Source organism: Thermostichus sp. MS-CIW-15, from assembly GCF_054060575.1.
In genome coordinates this window covers 99420-115637 of sequence record NZ_JBSSDI010000005.1, presented here as the reverse complement: position 1 = coordinate 115637, position 16218 = coordinate 99420, and the positions used below count along the sequence as shown (strand labels likewise).

13 protein-coding genes and 2 pseudogenes are annotated in these 16218 nt (G+C 58.8%); 8 read left to right on the top strand and 7 right to left on the bottom strand.

Features of this window, described 5'->3' with window-relative positions; translation table 11 throughout:
* Window positions 1–292, bottom strand: a pseudogene (locus tag ACVW0R_RS03245) (IS607-like element ISSoc2 family transposase); the annotation flags it as partial.
* Window positions 293–346: 54 nt separating this feature from the next.
* A complete protein-coding gene (locus ACVW0R_RS03240; protein WP_168173344.1) occupies window positions 347–496 on the bottom strand; it encodes a hypothetical protein in 150 nt (49 codons plus the stop codon).
* An 87-nt stretch (window positions 497–583) separates the two neighbouring features.
* On the opposite strand from ACVW0R_RS03240, the gene ACVW0R_RS03235 reads away from it, so the two are divergent.
* The 4 genes from ACVW0R_RS03235 to ACVW0R_RS03220 all read left to right on the top strand — a co-directional run bounded on the left by ACVW0R_RS03235 (window position 584) and on the right by ACVW0R_RS03220 (window position 4816).
* Window positions 584–1750, top strand: a complete 1167-nt coding sequence (locus ACVW0R_RS03235; RefSeq protein WP_457501633.1) for a 5-(carboxyamino)imidazole ribonucleotide synthase — start codon at window positions 584–586, stop codon at window positions 1748–1750.
* Window positions 1747–2172: a hypothetical protein gene (locus ACVW0R_RS03230; RefSeq protein WP_099813122.1), complete on the top strand. Its 426-nt coding sequence runs from the start codon at window positions 1747–1749 to the stop codon at window positions 2170–2172. The genes ACVW0R_RS03235 and ACVW0R_RS03230 overlap by 4 nt, the downstream gene beginning before the upstream one ends.
* Before the next feature lie 6 nt (window positions 2173–2178).
* A complete protein-coding gene (gene rimI / locus ACVW0R_RS03225; protein ID WP_011430598.1) occupies window positions 2179–2706 on the top strand; it encodes a ribosomal protein S18-alanine N-acetyltransferase in 528 nt (175 codons plus the stop codon).
* A gap of 523 nt (window positions 2707–3229) precedes the next feature.
* Window positions 3230–4816, top strand: a complete 1587-nt coding sequence (locus ACVW0R_RS03220) for a mechanosensitive ion channel (protein WP_457501632.1) — start codon at window positions 3230–3232, stop codon at window positions 4814–4816.
* A 109-nt stretch (window positions 4817–4925) separates the two neighbouring features.
* Here the strand turns inward: ACVW0R_RS03220 and cydB are convergent, their stop codons facing one another.
* Window positions 4926–5975 carry a cytochrome d ubiquinol oxidase subunit II gene (gene cydB / locus ACVW0R_RS03215; protein ID WP_099813124.1) on the bottom strand — a complete coding sequence of 350 codons (1050 nt, stop codon included), beginning with the start codon at window positions 5973–5975 and terminating at the stop codon, window positions 4926–4928.
* Window positions 5976–6056: 81 nt separating this feature from the next.
* Window positions 6057–7490, bottom strand: coding sequence for a cytochrome ubiquinol oxidase subunit I (locus tag ACVW0R_RS03210; RefSeq protein ID WP_457501631.1), 1434 nt, complete (start codon window positions 7488–7490; stop codon window positions 6057–6059).
* A gap of 409 nt (window positions 7491–7899) precedes the next feature.
* Here ACVW0R_RS03210 and mfd point away from each other — a divergent pair, with 409 nt between their 5' ends.
* The 3 genes from mfd to ACVW0R_RS03195 all read left to right on the top strand — a co-directional run bounded on the left by mfd (window position 7900) and on the right by ACVW0R_RS03195 (window position 13188).
* Window positions 7900–11370: a transcription-repair coupling factor gene (mfd, locus tag ACVW0R_RS03205; RefSeq protein WP_457501630.1), complete on the top strand. Its 3471-nt coding sequence runs from the start codon at window positions 7900–7902 to the stop codon at window positions 11368–11370.
* 103 nt (window positions 11371–11473) lie between these two features.
* Window positions 11474–12409 carry an ABC transporter ATP-binding protein gene (locus ACVW0R_RS03200; protein ID WP_011430592.1) on the top strand — a complete coding sequence of 312 codons (936 nt, stop codon included), beginning with the start codon at window positions 11474–11476 and terminating at the stop codon, window positions 12407–12409.
* The gene (locus tag ACVW0R_RS03195) at window positions 12406–13188 is read left to right on the top strand and encodes an ABC transporter permease (protein ID WP_011430591.1); all 783 of its coding nucleotides are present in this window, start codon (window positions 12406–12408) and stop codon (window positions 13186–13188) included. Before ACVW0R_RS03200 ends, ACVW0R_RS03195 begins: the two co-directional genes overlap by 4 nt.
* Window positions 13189–13195: 7 nt before the next feature.
* On the opposite strand, the gene ACVW0R_RS03190 is transcribed toward ACVW0R_RS03195, so the two are convergent.
* Window positions 13196–13723 (bottom strand): TM2 domain-containing protein, encoded by a 528-nt coding sequence (locus tag ACVW0R_RS03190; RefSeq protein ID WP_099813127.1) that lies wholly within the window; start codon window positions 13721–13723, stop codon window positions 13196–13198.
* 208 nt (window positions 13724–13931) lie between these two features.
* On the opposite strand from ACVW0R_RS03190, the gene ACVW0R_RS03185 reads away from it, so the two are divergent.
* The gene (locus tag ACVW0R_RS03185; RefSeq protein ID WP_099813128.1) at window positions 13932–14207 is read left to right on the top strand and encodes a hypothetical protein; all 276 of its coding nucleotides are present in this window, start codon (window positions 13932–13934) and stop codon (window positions 14205–14207) included.
* A 9-nt stretch (window positions 14208–14216) separates the two neighbouring features.
* Here ACVW0R_RS03185 and ACVW0R_RS03180 read toward each other — a convergent pair whose 3' ends face one another.
* On the bottom strand, window positions 14217–14672 hold the full coding sequence (locus tag ACVW0R_RS03180; protein ID WP_011430588.1) for a MarR family winged helix-turn-helix transcriptional regulator: 456 nt from the start codon (window positions 14670–14672) through the stop codon (window positions 14217–14219).
* 531 nt (window positions 14673–15203) lie between these two features.
* Window positions 15204–16143, bottom strand: a pseudogene (locus tag ACVW0R_RS03175) (RNA-guided endonuclease TnpB family protein); the annotation flags it as partial.
* Window positions 16144–16218 lie beyond the last annotated feature (75 nt).

Sequence of the window (16218 nt, the reverse complement as noted above, 5' to 3'; positions counted from 1 at the left end):
CCACTTCGGCTCCAGGATAGAGGTCAACCAGTCTTGCAATCGGTCTCTCCAAGTCTGGTTTCTGCCCTCGACTGCTGACTCGGGCGTACAAAACGACTCGTTTGTCCTTCTTGGGCGCTCTGTTCGCGTCAGCGGGCCGGAGGCCAATGTAGCTGTCGAGGTCATACCTTCTCGCCCTACCGGATGGTGTACGTACTGCATGGATCCAGCCCTTCTGTTCCCATCGCCTCAAGGTGTGGAGACACACCCCAAAATAATCCGCCGCTTCTCTCGGTTTTACATATCTAGCCATACCAAGCAGCCATACTGAACATACTGTACATTATTTTCAGTATAGTCCAGCATATCATTGACTAGAGTCATGCTCTTCTGGGGAAACCTCTTGATCGGCTGCGACGGCATTGAGGATCTGCTGTTGTTCAGCGCGGGTTAAGACCTTATCTGCCAAAGCCCGGTCGATCAAAGCTCTGAGCTCAGAAGGTTGAGGGGGTTCCACCGTTTTTCTCCTAGCGCTAGAGGGCAAGGGATCCCATAATGGGTTTTGGATCCAAGCAGGCACACCCGTCAGTATAGTGAGACAGTGGTGGAACCCCAGGTATCCCCAAAAAACCAGAGCTTCCAACCGGTGGGGGTGATCGGCGGTGGGCAGTTGGCGCAGATGTTGGCTTTGGCGGCTCGCCCATTGGGGATCCCGCTGATTGTTCAGGCTGCCGCTCCTACCGATCCGGCGGTGGCCGTGGCCGACGGCGTGGTCTGGGGTGCCGTGACCGACACCCAGGCCACAGCCCAGTTGCTGCAACGCTGCCCGGTGGTAACTTTTGAGAACGAGTTCATCCCGCTGGCGGAGCTGCAAAAACTGGATCCGCAGGGATCCCGCTTTCGTCCTCGCCTGAGCACGCTAGAGCCGCTGCTGGACAAGTTGCACCAACGGCAGTTTCTGGCAGAGCTGGGGATGCCGGTGCCGGCTTTTTGGCCTGCGGAGACGGCAGATCTACCTAGCCTGAGCTTTCCCTTGGTGCTCAAGCGGCGGCGGCAGGGCTACGATGGGCAGGGCACCCGCATCCTGCCCGACCCAGCAACCTTGCAACAGGCTCTGGCTGAGTATGCCGGGATCCCGCTGCTGGTTGAAGAGTGGATCCCGTTTGAGCGGGAGCTGGCGGTGATGGTGGCGCGAGGGCTGACGGGGGAGATCCGGGTCTACCCCGTGGTGGAGACGGTTCAAGTTAACCAAGTCTGTCGCCACGTCTTGGTGCCCGCCCGCATCCCTTCCTCTGTTGAGGCCGAGATCCGGGATTTGGCGGTCAAGGTGATGGAAAAATTGGATGCGGTGGGCGTGTTTGCCATCGAGCTGTTCTGGGTGCCGCCGCCCCAGCCCAAAGCCGGGATCTGGATCAACGAAATCTCGCCGCGGGTTCACAACTCCGGCCACTACACCCTGGAAGCCTGCCACACCTCGCAATTTGAGCAGCATCTGCGGGCCATCCTCGGCCTGCCCTTGGGGGATCCTTCCCTCAAGTGTGGGGGGGCGGTGATGGTCAACCTCTTGGGCTACGAGCACTCCACCGGCGACTATGCCGAGCAGCGGCAGCGCTTGGCTGCGATCCCCAATGCCACGGTGCACTGGTACCACAAAACCCCTGCCCGCCCGGGGCGCAAGCTGGGCCATGTTACCGTCTGTCTGCCGAGCCCCCCCTCTCCTTCGGAAGCAGCGGCCCTTGTCCGCACCCTCGAATCCTTTTGGCAGCCATGAGCCAAGCGTCGGATCCCTCTTTTTCTCCGGCCATCCAAACCCTGATCCAGGCCATGCAAAGGCGGGATGTGCCCGCGGTAGCGCAGCAGGTCAACGGCCTCTCCCCCCAAGAGCGCTCCGCGGTGTTGACTCCCGCTCTCCAATACCTTGCCGAGGTGGATCCCGACAGCGCCCGCTGGTTTGTTCGCCACCTCATGGCCCCTGCCGTCAAAGCCCAACTGCGAGCAGGGATCCTCAAAGCCGCCCAAGATTACCTGCAAGAGGCCGGCTTCCAAGAAGGGATCGATTACGAGCTCAAGCCCCATCCCCAATCGGGGGGTCAGATCTTAAGCCTTAGCCGCCGAGCCCTGCCCTATGCCGCCCCCGATGACGATCCCTTTGGGCAGTTGTTGCTGGCCGAGTTCTGCGAATTGCGGGACTAGACCACCATGAGCGGTACGAGTTATCGGCTGCAGGTGCTCGACCTCACCGCCCTGCCCCAATTGCTGGAGCTGGATCGCCGCTGCTACGGCGGATACTGGGGAGAACAGGGCTATCGCGCGGAGCTGGAAAGACCCAGCAGCACGGTGATCGGGGTTGTGGCGGAACCGGCTGCCGCTGGCGCTTCCTGTGGCTTGGGCCGAACGGAGTTCCCCCCTCCCTCTCCAGACCTCGCGACGCAAACGACCCAAGCGCTCGTGGGCTTTGGCATCCTCTGGCGCATCGAAGAAGAAGCCCACATTATCTCGTTGGCGGTGGATCCCGACCATCGGCGGCGCGGCTTGGGCCGCAGGATCCTGGAGGAGCTGTTCAATCACGCTCGAGCCGCAGGCTGTCGCTGGGCCACGCTCGAGGTCAGAGCCTCTAACCACGCCGCCATCCACCTCTACGAATCGGCAGGGTTTCAATTGCTGGGACGCCGCAAGGGCTATTACAGCGGAGAAGATGCGCTGGTCTATTGGAAAAAGCCAATCTAGAAAAGCAACAACACTGAAAATTTGTGGAAGTTCGCAACCAGATCCCTAGACAAACCGGCAGCCAAGTCTGGCAATCCTACAGAAGATCAATATCGACAGAGCTTTAACTGCCCGGCTGAACTTGTCGTTATTTTGTAGGTTTTGTAGATCATTCAGATTTCCTCTTCTCCTGGACGCAAGCTGCCAGATGTAACTTTTTTAGGCAAAATTTGGCTACAGCCAATTAGGAGCATCTTTTGCGATTTAAGATTGCAATTAGATAAATTGCTGCGGACAATCTGACGATAGGCCAAGACATACTACAACCTAAGCAGACCCCCCTGTTCAGTGGCACCCCTGGAGCCTCGGCCAATTTCCTAGGCTGATGTGAATAAACGTAAAGTTTTACATCGAGATTCAGCACTCCTGCTTAAATTCGTGCTTTCCCCCCCCCTGTCGGGCCAGCTTGCCTGAAAAAGCGCTTCAGGCTAACCTACTCTTATCATTTGTGCATCCTGAGCATTTGCAAGCTGTGAGGACAGTCATGGACACCTCGAGAAACACCATTGGGGATGAGACCATCTCTTTTTTCGTGAGTCTTCGGTCTAGGCTTATCGACTTTATGCCCAATCTCCTGGCGGCGATTATCATCTTAATTCTGGGTTGGATCGTGGCCACGGTGGTGGCTTTCAGCGTTCGGGGGCTGCTCAAACGGACGCAGCTTGATAACCGCTTGGCCGCTTGGATTATGGGCCAGAGGCCCGGCGAGAGGCCTCCGCAAACTGAGCGCTGGGTGGCTGCTGCTGTTTACTGGATCATCCTGGCTTTTGTGTTGGTGGCGGCGCTGAATGCCCTACAGCTTCAGGCTGTCTCCGATCCGCTCAACAGGTTTTTGGGGGAAATCTTCGTTTATCTGCCACGGGTGGGTGGGGCGCTGGTGCTGCTGGCTGTGGGCTGGGCGGTGGCTACAGTTGCCCGGCTGGCAGTCATCCAGGGGCTGCGGCGTTTCAACCTCGATGAGCAGTTGGCCCGGCCTCTACAGCAGGAAAGCGCTGCCGGTGAGGCAGGCGTAGAAGGAACCCCGACCGGCCAAGAGGGAGGTACAGAGGTCACCCCTTTCCTACTGAATGAAACCTTGGGCAATGCCCTTTACTGGCTGATTCTGCTGTTCTTTCTGCCGATCATCCTGGATACCCTGAACCTACAGGGGCCGCTGCAGCCGGTGCAAAACCTGCTGGATCAAATCCTGTCGATGGTACCCCGCATTTTGGGAGCGCTCATCATCGCTGTGGGGGGCTGGTTTCTGGCTCTCATCGTGCGTGGGATCGTTTCCAATTTGTTTAACCGCTTGGGGGCACGCTTTGGCATTCCCCAGCTGGCCCAAACGGTGGGCACAGTGGCCTACGTCTTGGTGTTGATCCCGGCAGTGATTGCCGCCCTCAAGGCCCTGGAAATCCGGGCCATCTCCGATCCAGCGGTGGCGATGCTGGAGCAGGTGTTGCGGGCCATTCCCCGAATTGCAGGATCTGCTCTCATCCTGGCCGTGTTCTACTGGCTGGGGCAGTTTTTGGCTGGCTTGGTGACCCAGTTGCTGCAGGCAATCGGTTTCGACCGCTTGGCTGCCGGCCTTGGTTTGCCCTCGGCCCCTGCTCCTGAAGCTCCCGCCGCCGAAGGGGATCCCTCAACCTTGGTGAAGCGGCGCACTCCCTCTGAGATTGCCGGCTTGGTGGTCTGGGTGGGCGTGGTCTTGCTCGGGGCAGTGCCGGCGGTGGAGCTGCTGCAGTTTGCTGCTTTGACCGACATCGTGGAGGGGCTGTTGGTCATTTCCGGGCGGGTGCTCATCGGCGCCTTAGTGTTTGGGATCGGTCTTTACCTATCCAATTTGGCCCATTCCATGATTAAGAGCCTCGGCAACCCCTCCTCAGGAATGCTGGCGCAGGCGGCGCGGGCGGCCATCCTGGTCTTTGTCGGCGCCATGGCCTTGCAGCAGATGGGCGTGGCCACCGATATCGTGGTGCTGGCCTTTGGCTTGGTGCTGGGCGCGATTGCCGTCGCGGTGGCCTTGGCTTTTGGCTTGGGAGGTCGCGATGTAGCTGCCGAGCAGATCCGGCAGTGGCTTAAGCGGGAGTGAAGTCTTGGAGACGGTTAACCCTGTCTAGCTTCCCAGAGCTGCAAGATAAAAGCCTGCCCCGCCTGGCAAAACGTCCGGCGGGGTTTCAATTGGATTGCGCTGAGACCTTTTAAGCTGCTTCCGGAACTTTGGCCTCTTCTGCTGCTGCTTCCTGCACCACAATTTTGCCCCGGAACACAACATAGTTGTAGATGTTGTAGGACAAGATAACCGGGATCAAAAAGCCAATAAAGGTAAGCATAAACACCAGCGAACTGGGAGAAGCTGCTGCCTCGTAGATGGTGACGCTGGGAGGAATAATGTTGGGGAAAACCATAAACCCCAGGCCAATAAAAGAAAGGGCAAAGATGAGAAAGGTATAAACCAACACGCTAGTTTCTTCTCGCCGGCGCAGGCTGCGCAGCAACAGAGCCACCAACAAAAGCCCCAAAACGGGGATGGCAGCAAAGATATAGAAAAGAGGAGGCGAGAAAAGTTGGGAGCGCGCTTGCTCCGACATGATGGGGGTGCTGATGGTGATAAACACTGCCCCCAGCAACGTTGTCCAGGTGGCGATGGTTGCCGTTTTGTAGTAGGTTTTCTGGAGTTCCCCCGTGGTCTTCACAATTAAGTAGGCCGAGCCAACTAAGACATAGCCCTGAATCAGGGTGAGGGCCACCAACACTGTCCGCCAGGTCAGCCAATCCCAGGGGCTGCCGGCAAAGTGGCCGGCTTCATCAACGCGGATCCCTTCGAAGACGCTGCCCAGGGCAAACCCCTGGCCCAGCGCCGCCAAAAAGCTACCCACCCCAAAGGCCAGGTTCCAGACCAGCTTGTTGTCGGCGTTTTCCCGAAACTCGAAGGAAACGGCCCGCAAGATCAGGCCCACCACCATGATCACCAGCGGCAGGTAGAGGGCGTTGAGAATGGTGGCGTAGGCGAGGGGGAAGGCCCCGAACAGGGATCCCCCCATCAGCACCAGCCAGGTCTCGTTGGCATCCCAAACATTGCCCAAGCTGGTCATGAGAATGCTGCGGCGCGTCTCGCTGGAAGCCGTCAGGGAAAGGATGCCAACCCCCAGGTCAAATCCATCGAGCAGAACATAGAGAAAGAGGAATAGACCGAGGATAAAAAACCAGACTTGAGGCAGAAACTGCTGCAAAGGCTCGAAAGATTCCATGGTCCTTCCCTCCGCTTTAGGTATTTCTAGCCAGGCTAGTTCGAGACAGTTCCCAACTGCGATGTCGCCTGGGCAGCGGCGCTACCGAGCTTCCGCCGGCCGGCGATCCGGCTCGTGGCTGGCAGGCTCGATCACGATCACCGGCTGGGTTGCCGGAACGGGGGCAGGCAGCTCCAGATTAGGCCCTTTGCGGATGATGCGGCTGCCAAAGTAAAGAGCGGCCACGAAAAACACCGTGTACAAGGCGCTCAGGCCGACCAAAGAAAACAGCACCTCTCCTGGCGGCAGCGGCGAAACCGATTCCGCCGTGCGCAGTTGCTCGTACACAATCCAGGGCTGCCGGCCCACACAGCGGACGATCCAACCGGTCTCCACGGCAATGTAGCCCAGCGGGCCAGCGAAGACCCAGGCCCACATCAGCCACTTCTGCTGGGAGAGGGCCTCCGCCGACAGCTTGCCCCTCAGCCACTGGATTAAGGTAACCCCCATAAGCCCGGCCAGAAAGAGGCCAATGGCCACCATCGTCCTAAAGGAGTAGTAGATCAGGCCAATCAGGTGAGGACGATTTTGCGGCTCCCAAGCCTTCAAACCATAAACCGGTCGATCCAGCCTGGGCTTAAACTCCAGCAGATAGCCCAGGGCACCAGGGATCTTCACCTCCCACTCGTTGCGCTCCTCTCGGTCGTTGGGCAAGGCCAACAGGCTCCAATCCGCCCGCTCGCCGGCGGGGATCGTCTCCCACTGCGCCTCCATGGCCGCCAGCTTGGCCGGTTGATAACGATACACTTGCTCCGCGCTCAAGTGGCCGATAAACACCTGCAAGGGGGCCACCACCAGAGCCATCGCCAGGACCACTTTGAGGGAACGGGAAAAAAACTCGCCATGCCGCCCCTTGAGGATGTACCAGGCACTGATGCCACCAACCACAAACAAAGAAGTCTCCAGGGTGGCAAAGAACATGTGGAGAAAGCTGTTGAGCATAAAGGGATTAAAAATGGCCTGCAGGTAGTCGCGCACCACAAATTTTCCATCGACAAATACCCCACCTGCCGGCGTCTGCAGCCAAGAGTTGGCCGTCAGGATCCAAAAAGTGGAGAGATTGGCGCCGAAGGCCACCAGGATTGTCGAGATCCAGTGAATGATCGGCGGCACGCGCTCCCAGCCAAAAAGCATGATCCCCAGGAAGCTGGCCTCCAGCATAAAGGCCATTGTGCCCTCAAACCCCAGGACGGTTCCAAAAAAGTCTCCCACTGCTTCCGAAAAAGGGGCCCAGTTCATGCCAAATTGAAAGGCCATCGGCAAGCCAGAGGCCACGCCAATGCCAAAGTTCAACACATAGATCTTCGACCAAAAACGGGCGTGGCGATAGTAATCGAGGTTGCGAGTCTTCAGCCAGAGCCCCTCAATAACCACAAGATAAATAGACATTCCTGTGGTTAAAACCGGCCACAGCATGTGAAAAATGGCCGTGAGGGCAAACTGGAGACGAGAAAGTGCAAGGGTATCTAGAAACATGATTGGCACCAAGTTTGGATGGGCGAATTCGACTTTTCCCGACAATCTCTGCTACAGCTTGTGCAGGCACATCCCTATGTAGGGGGGATATCTCCTCAGCTGCAGACATCCCTACCCATTTGAATGAGGCCGGGAAGGCTATCCTCTTTGTTCCTTCTAAGATCGCATCTTGACCAAGACCATCGATGGGCTGCTCGATTCTAAAGGTTAACTTTAGGATCCTGAGAGGAGGGGTTCTCTTCGTGTAAAGCAGACTACAGAATAAACAGGGTTCTAAACTCGGCAGCCTAGGGATCCGCGTCCGGGCTCCCGAAATGGCTGGTGGAGAGGCGGGAGTAACGTCATGCAAATTGGCCGCAGAGCCTGCCAGAATTGGGATCCCGGCTTGAGTTGGCAGTGTGGGAGGAAAATGTCGTTTGTCCCGCTGGTGCACTTTCTTGCCCGATCGGGCTCGATGCAAGAGTTGGCCGCCCGCTTGAGATCGCGGCGGCGGGCTGCCATTCAGGGGGCAGGTCGGATCGCGAAGGGGCTAGTTGCCTCGGCTTTGGCCCAGCAGGAGGGAAGATCCCTATTGGTGGTTACCGCCACGCTGGAAGAGGCGGGCCGCTGGACAGCCCAACTGGAGGGCATGGGCTGGGAGAGCGTGCAGCTTTATCCCACCTCCGAGGCTTCCCCCTATGAGCTGTTTGACCTGGAGCCGGAGTTGGTGTGGGGACAATTTCAGGTGCTGGCCGACTGTCTCCAGGGCAGAAAGGGCATGGCCATTGTGGCTACGGAGCGGGCCTTACAACCCCACCTTCCCCCACCAGAGGTGTTTCAGTCCTTCTGCCTCAAGCTGGAACCCGGCGCGGAGCTGTCGCCGCAGCAGTTGGGGCAGCAGTTGAGTCGTCTGGGCTATCAGCGGGTAAGCCTGGTGGAAAGCGAGGGACAGTGGAGCCAAAGGGGCGATATTCTCGATATTTTCCCGGTGGCCTGCGAATGGCCGGTGCGCCTGGAGTGGTTTGGCAATGAACTGGAGCGGCTGCGGGAGTTTGACCCGGTGAGCCAGCGCTCTCAAGACGGGATCCCCTCTGTCTGGCTGACCCCCACCGGCTATGGACCCATCCTCTGGCCGGCTCTGCAGGAAAAAGCCGATCAGCTTTCCCAGGGTCTGCGGCAGCAGTTGGAGCAGTCGTCCCCTCCCCCAGAGGGCTTGCGCCGCTTTCTTGGCCTACTTTACGATCCGCCGGCCAGCCTGCTGAGCTATTTGGATCCCAATACCTTGATCCTGATCGACGAGCCAGAGCAGTGCCAGGCCCACAGCCGGCAGTGGCTAGACCACGCCCAGGAGCAGTGGCAGTTGGCCCAAGCTGCTGAGCCGGCTCTAGTGCCCTTCCACCGTCCCTTTGATCTTGCGGCTCCCGACTGGGATCCCTTCCCCCGCCTGTTGGCCCGGGCTTTTGCCCCTGCCGGCGAGGTTGAAGCGGCCCTTGACCTCAAAAGCCGGCCTGTCCCTGCCGCTCCCCACCAGTTTGGATCCCTGGCCAAAACCCTGCGCGAGTACCGCAAGCAGCAGTTGCGGGTGTGGATCCTCTCCGCCCAGCCCTCCCGCACGGTGGCCTTGCTGCAAGAACACGACTGCCCGGCCCAGTACGTGCCCAACCCCAAAGATTTTCCAGCCATTGAACGCCAGCTCCAGTCCTACACGCCGGTGGCCCTGAAGTACTCCGGCTTGGCAGATCTGGAGGGGTTTCTCCTGCCCACGCTGGGGTGGGTGGTGCTCACCGACCGCGAGTTTTTCGGCCAGCACAGCCTGGCCACCCCCACCTATGTGCGCAAGCGCCGCCAGGCCAGCTCCCGCCAGGTGGATCCCAACCTGCTCAAGCCGGGGGATTTTGTTGTCCACAAGGCCCATGGCATCGGCCAGTTCTTACGGCTGGAAAGCCTCACCATTGGCGGCGAAACCCGAGAATACCTGGTCATTCAATACAGCGATGGCTTGTTGCGGGTGGCTGCCGACCAGGTCAACTCCCTCTCGCGCTACCGGGCCAGTGGAGATGGGCCCCCTGCACTGCACAAAATGTCCGGCAGCACCTGGGAAAAGACCAAGCAAAAAGTCAAAAAGAGCCTGCGTAAAGTGGCCCTTGACCTGCTGCAGCTCTACGCCAAACGGGCCGAACAGGAGGGCTATGCCTTCCCGCCCGATTCTCCTTGGCAACAGGAGTTTGAGGAGTCTTTTCCCTATCCTCTAACACCGGATCAAATTCGCGCCGTCCAGGAGATCAAGCGGGATATGGAGTCTCCCCGCCCCATGGATCGGCTGCTGTGCGGGGATGTGGGTTTTGGCAAAACGGAAGTGGCCATCCGCGCCATTTTCAAAGCCGTAACCGCCGGCAAACAAGTTGCCCTTTTGGCGCCAACCACCATTCTCACTCAGCAGCACTACCACACCCTCAAAGAGCGCTTTGCCCCCTACCCCATTCAAGTGGGCCTGCTCAACCGCTTCCGCACTCCCGAAGAGAAAAAAGAGATCCTGGCCCGCCTCAAAAGTGGCGAACTCGATGTCATTGTGGGCACCCACCAACTTTTGGGCAAGGATGTGCAGTTTCGCGATTTGGGTCTTCTGGTCATTGACGAAGAACAGCGCTTTGGCGTCAACCAAAAAGAGAAAATTAAACTCCTCAAAACCCAGGTGGATGTGCTCACCCTTACGGCTACCCCCATTCCCCGCACGCTGTACATGGCTTTGTCGGGGTTGAGGGAAATGAGCCTGATCCAGACTCCCCCGCCCTCGCGGCGCCCGATTAAAACTCACCTTTCTCCCTACAATCCTGAGGTCATTCGCACGGCTATCCGCCAAGAGTTGGATCGCGGCGGGCAAGTCTTTTATGTGGTCAACCGCATTGAAGGGATCGAAGAGACCAGCGCCAAATTGCGGGAATGGGTGCCCGGTGCCCGCATTGCCATTGCCCATGGGCAGATGCCGGAAGGGGAGCTGGAAGCGACCATGCTAGCTTTTAACAACGGAGAAATCGATATCTTGGTCTGCACCACCATTATTGAATCCGGTTTAGATATTCCCCGTGTCAACACTATTTTGATCGAAAATGCCCAGGAGTTTGGTCTGGCTCAGCTTTACCAATTGCGAGGACGGGTGGGCCGGGCCGGGATCCAAGCTCATGCTTGGCTGTTCTACCGAGAAGATGGCATCCTCACCGAAGAGGCCCGCAAGCGCCTGCAGGCCATTCAGGAATTTACCCAACTGGGATCCGGCTATCAGTTGGCGCTGCGGGACATGGAAATTCGCGGCATTGGCAACCTCTTGGGAACTCAGCAATCCGGACAACTCAACGCGGTGGGCTTTGATCTCTACTTGGAGATGTTGCAAGAGGCGATTCGAGAAATTCGCGGCCAAGAGATCCCGCAGGTGGAAGACACGCAAATTGACCTCAATATAACGGCCATGATCCCGCAGAGCTATATCCCTGACGAAGATCAAAAGATGCAGGCCTATCGCCAATTGGCGGCTGCCGGCTCTCGGGTCGAACTGTTGCAAATTGCCCAGGAATGGCAGGATCGCTTTGGCCCCTTGCCCAAGCCCACCCAGGAGCTGCTGCGGGTGATGGAGCTGAAGATTTTGGCCCGCACGCTGGGCTTTTCCCGCATTAGGCCGGCCAAGGAGCATGTGCTTTTGGAAACCCCCATGGAGGAGCCGGCCTGGAACCGCCTCAAGGAAGCCCTGCCGGCCCATTTGCAGTCTCGCTTTGTCTATCAGCCGGGCAAGGTGACGGTGCGGGGCCTGGGAATGGTGCCTGCGGCCCAGCAACTGGAGAACCTTTTGCAGTGGCTGGACAAAATGAGCTTGGCCCTGATGGAAGCCCGGATCCCAACAGCCACCTAGTCCTGGCTGCGGGGGGGCTGGGCTCTGCCGTGAGAAACTGGGATGGATGGCCGGCCCTTCTCGGGTGGAACTTTTGCACTCCCTTTTGCCTCGTGTTTGCCCCATGAAGGTTCTAGAAGCCCACCACCTTCAGAAAACCTACCGGCAGGGGGGCAAGGAGGTTCGGGCAGTGGTGGATGTCTCCCTGGCGATTGCGGCAGGGGAGATCCTGGCTTTTCTGGGGCCCAACGGGGCCGGCAAGACCACCACCATCAAGATGATCGCCGGGCTGATCCAGCCCGATGCCGGCAGCGTGCGCATCCTGGGGCGGGATCCCCACGCCGATCCGGGTGCGCTGGCCCAGGTGGGAGCGGTGCTGGAAGGCAATCGCAACCTCTACTGGCGGCTTACCCCCTTGCAAAACCTGGAGTACTTTGGCGTGCTGCGGGGGTTATCCCCCAGAACGGCTCGCCAACGGGGGGCAGAGCTGCTGGAGACCTTTGGCCTGGGGGAGAAGCGGGATGTTGCCGTGCAAACCCTTTCGCGGGGTATGCAGCAGAAGGTGGCCATTGCTGTTGCCCTTCTGCACCAGCCGGCTCTGCTGTTGCTGGATGAGCCTACCTTGGGGTTGGATGTAGAAGCCGCCCAAGCGGTGAAATCCTTGATCCGCCAAATTGCCGCTTCAGGTCGGGCCATTCTCCTCACCACCCACCAACTGGATATAGCCGAGGCGCTCTCAGACCAAGTGGCTGTGATCGAGCGGGGGATAATTATTGCCCAAGCTCCCACGCAGGAGATGATCCGGCAGTTTGCCGGCGCCGCCGGCTCTTACCGGATTGAGTTGGAGCAGAAGCTGGATCCCAGCCGGGCGGAACGCCTGGCCCAGCAAGGGGTGGAGATCCTGGGATCCCATCAGCTGCGCTTCAGCGGCTCCTCGGAGACTTTGTATCAGGTGCTGGAGATCCTCAAGCCCTTGCCCTTGCTCAGGATCAAGCGCGAGGAAGCGGATCTCACCCACATTTTCCTCAAGCTGTTGAAAAGGAGAAGGGAGCAGGGATGAGGCCACTGCTGTACCTATTTTGGGCCGAGCTGAAGCGGGCCTGGATCCAGTACATCCGCTATCCGGCAGAAGCCCTGGGCGGGATCCTGATCACCACTTTTTTCTTCTATGCCCTCTTTGCCGGCGCTCAGTATGTGGCGGGGCCGGCCTCGCAGTTTGGACAACGGCTGGATGCGGTGGTGATTGGCTATGTGCTCTGGACGCTGGTCATTTTTGTGGTCAACGACATTGCCCTCAACCTGCAGGTGGAAGCCCAGACAGGCACCTTGGAGCAGGTGTTGCTCTCGCCCTTTTCGGCGGCCACCCTGTTTTTGGCGCGGGCCTGCGCCAGCTTGGTGCTGCGCTTTTCAACCGTTGTCGTTATCTTGGGGATCATCCTGTTGCTTACCGGCAGCCGGCTGCACTTTCCCCCCACCCTGTTGTTGCCGTTGGCGAGCGTGGTGCTGGGGGCCTATGGCTTCTCGTTTTTGCTGGGATCCGCCGCCTTGATTTGGAAGCGCATCCAACAACTGTTGATCCTCAGCCAATTTGGCCTGCTGTTTCTGTTGGCCACCCCCACAGAAGAGTGGTCGGGATCCCTGAAGTGGCTGGGGCAGATGCTGCCCATGACGGCGGGGGCCGGCTTGCTGCGAGATGTGATGGTGCGGGAGGCGGGTTTGGATCCCTTGCGGCTGCTCATGGCTCTGGCCAGCGGCGTGTTCTACTTCGCCTTGGGGCTGCTGGCCTTTCGCCGGGCGATGCAGCTAGCCAAACAGCGCGGCATCCTGGGATCCCAGTAGGACGTTGTCAGAGGGAGCGTCGGTCGCCAGGGGAGCGCAACAGGTGAGGGAAGTGGTACTCCACGGCGCCGGTGGTTAGGTTGTTCTCGGGGGAGGCAATGCCCCGGCGGCTCAGCTCTCGCAGCGCCTTTTCAATCTCGTCAAAATCAGCAGGCAGTTCGATGGCGATCTCCGAGAGGGTGAGGATCCCCTGCCGCTGCTGCGCCAGCCGCAGGATCTCCCGCATCAAAGCCTGACCCTTCAAAGGCTGAGGCGGCGCCGAGACCCCCTTGGCGGGAGCCGGAGAGGGGCGGATCCCCTGCAAGACGGCCAGCTTGAAGTTGTGGTCGTCCACCATGCCTGGGATCAGAAACAGGTCGATCAACTGGCCAAAGCCCAAGAGCCCAAAGGTCAAAAGCCAGAGAAGGCCCGTCACAGTCTTGCCCAAGTAGAGGCGATGGACACCGCAGATGCCGAATATGCCCAGCGCCCAGAGGAGATAGGCAATACCGACCGATTTGGGCTCGGCGGGGAGCAGCAGGTAGCGAGAGCTCATAGGGACTCGTCCAGAAGAGGTGGGGCAGGTAACCCTAGTCTGCCATCTTTTGCGTTGGACAACCCTCCTTCCCCTGTCCTAAAAAGCAGGCCTGGATGTGGCTTCAAGCAGAAAAGAGCCTGAAAATGGGATCCAACCCTTCCATCTTGCAAAACTTCGTCACACTGAGGAAGCGGGGGTCACGCCTACCGAAGGCCAAGGAAGCTCGATGCTTGAGCCCATCTTGATCGGGTTGAGTGCTGTGCTCTGGGGCCTCCTCTGGGGCTACGCCACGCTGCTGGTCCTGCTGGTGAACTTCAAAGAACAGGGATCCGTTTACGCCTACCCCATGCAGGCCGTGCTGGATCGCTTTGTGGAATCGCTGGGGCTGGGCTGGCTTAAGGATCTACATGCCATGCAACTGCAGCCGCTGCGCCGGATTAGCTACGCCCTCTTTGCCGCCGTTACCCTGGGCGTCGTCTTGATGCTCTGGGTCTTGGGGTAAGAGGCCTCCTCAACAATCCTGGGTCTGCCCCCGAGGGAGATGGAAAATAGACTGCAGCTTTTTCAGGCAAGCCTGGATCTGGGCCATCTCTTCTGGATCCAACTTCTGAAAGCGCTCCTTTAGGTAGGCCACATGGGCCGGGAAAACCTGCTCAAACAGTTTTTCCCCCTCTTCGGTAAGCACGATCTTGAAGCAGCGGCGGTTTTCTGGGGGTACCTCGCGGCGCACCAACCCCTTCTGCTCCAGGCGATCCACGATCCCGGTCAGCGTCCCCTTGGTAACCAGTGTCTTCTGGGCCAGGACATTCATCGTCAGGCCGGGGGTGTTGCCGAGGGTTACCAACACGTCAAATTGGGGGGCAGTCAGCCCCATCTGCCGAATGTGAGCGCCGGCGTAATTTTCAAAGGCTTGGTAAGCCCGTGCCAGATCCCTCAGCAGCCCCAAAAAAGGCTCCCGCGCCGCCACCACCGAGGGCTTGAGGGCCTCGCCTTGGGGAAGCGGAGAGGACAGAGACTCAGCAGAACTGGGCATCGCTGCAGATCGTCGAACGAGACTAATCCATCCGACAAGAACAGTTTTGGCTTCATGATAGCCGACTGCAATATAGTCCTAATGCAAATTGACGGCCATTACGCCAACTCCATGAAGCTATTCCATCCCAAGGCAGCGTACAAGAGCTCTCTCCATATCCAGAGGGGGCTTAGGGAAGCGGGGCGAAGACCGGAAACGGCCCAGTGTGTTTCCAGCTTATTTTCAGCGACCTCGAGCCTCAGCCCTGGGGATCCCGGCTGCGTCTGGGCGGATCCCTCGGACGAGATGTCGCCATCTGGCTGCTGCGGCTGCGGAAGTTGGATAGTAAACTACCCGACTCCGACCGCCCCCCTTCCCCCCGTATACGGGGGGATGTAGGGCGGCTGGTTTACAGCAGCCCCCAAAAGTGCAATGACATAGGCGCTACGCTTCGCTGATGCTAACGCTCCGTTGTAGTCTGCGTCCCACCACAACCTTCACCCCAGCCCGCAGCGCCTTGTAGTACACAAACTGCCTCAGTTGATAGAACGCCCAACTATTGGACCGCCGACGCTCGGTTTTGTTGCGCGGCTGTGAGTTGACACGCTCTCTGATTCCAGTGAGGTCTGCCCAGGCAATCGTGCTATCGGTCGCCTTTGCCCTGGAAACAATAGCCTTGGAGATGCAGGGATTGACCCAGGTTTGCAAGCGTCTCTCCTGACCAGACAGCCGTTGCAGCAGTTCCCGACATCTCCGCCGTGAACTGCGTCTGCCCTGACTGGCTTTTTGTTGGAGGATCGCTCTCAACCAGAAGTAGTGGTCTCTGACCTGGTTCAACGGCTGTCCATGCCAGTTATCCCCCTCTGAGGTGTGTGCAATGTCTTTTCTACCCAAGTCCACCCCCATGACCTTGGCGGTGTTTTGCGGCTCCGGCAGGTCATGCTCCACACAAATCTGGATGGAGTAAGAACCCTCTTTGCGTTTGACCACCGTGGCCGATTGGGGATTGGTGCCGGCCAGCATCCCTCGTTGATAGTTGCCGATGGACAGCTCCAACCGTTCCCGCCCCTCAACGGTGGTGAGCGATACTGTCCAGTCTTTCGCTCGGAAGGAGAAGATGCGGGCAGCGTAGGTCACGAAGCCCGCCTTGAAGGCTTTGACCGGACGGTTTTTTCTGGCTGGCAGTCTTGCGGGCAGATACCACCCATCTGCATACCTGTTGTGCCAGGTTGCTGGATAGGCCAAAGCGGGCACGGATGTCGCGGTAACCCAGAGATTGGAGCTTAAGGGCGTTGAGGATCTTCTCCGGCGTGTTTTGGTTGACCCAGTTCAAGGCCTGCACAAAGGCGTCCAGAGTCGCATCCAGCTTGGCGGCTTGGGAATTAGATACCTTGAGCTTGCAGGAGATGGTCAGGACTTGAGTCATGCTGTGATGGTACATCAACAGACCGCATTTCTCCCGTCACTGACCGGCCCGGCCCCCGGCCCCCCAGTCCCCCCG

Bases quoted from the DNA above. Each gene is read 5' to 3' on its own strand.
- ACVW0R_RS03185 (WP_099813128.1), top strand. From the start codon at position 13,932: ATGCTTGAGCCCATCTTGATCGGGTTGAGTGCTGTGCTCTGGGGCCTC.
- ACVW0R_RS03210 (WP_457501631.1), bottom strand. From the start codon at position 7,490: ATGTTTCTAGATACCCTTGCACTTTCTCGTCTCCAGTTTGCCCTCACG.
- ACVW0R_RS03190 (WP_099813127.1), bottom strand. From the start codon at position 13,723: ATGAGCTCTCGCTACCTGCTGCTCCCCGCCGAGCCCAAATCGGTCGGT.
- ACVW0R_RS03220 (WP_457501632.1), top strand. From the start codon at position 3,230: ATGGACACCTCGAGAAACACCATTGGGGATGAGACCATCTCTTTTTTC.
- cydB (WP_099813124.1), bottom strand. From the start codon at position 5,975: ATGGAATCTTTCGAGCCTTTGCAGCAGTTTCTGCCTCAAGTCTGGTTT.
- ACVW0R_RS03230 (WP_099813122.1), top strand. From the start codon at position 1,747: ATGAGCCAAGCGTCGGATCCCTCTTTTTCTCCGGCCATCCAAACCCTG.
- ACVW0R_RS03200 (WP_011430592.1), top strand. From the start codon at position 11,474: ATGAAGGTTCTAGAAGCCCACCACCTTCAGAAAACCTACCGGCAGGGG.
- ACVW0R_RS03195 (WP_011430591.1), top strand. From the start codon at position 12,406: ATGAGGCCACTGCTGTACCTATTTTGGGCCGAGCTGAAGCGGGCCTGG.
- rimI (WP_011430598.1), top strand. From the start codon at position 2,179: ATGAGCGGTACGAGTTATCGGCTGCAGGTGCTCGACCTCACCGCCCTG.
- mfd (WP_457501630.1), top strand. From the start codon at position 7,900: ATGTCGTTTGTCCCGCTGGTGCACTTTCTTGCCCGATCGGGCTCGATG.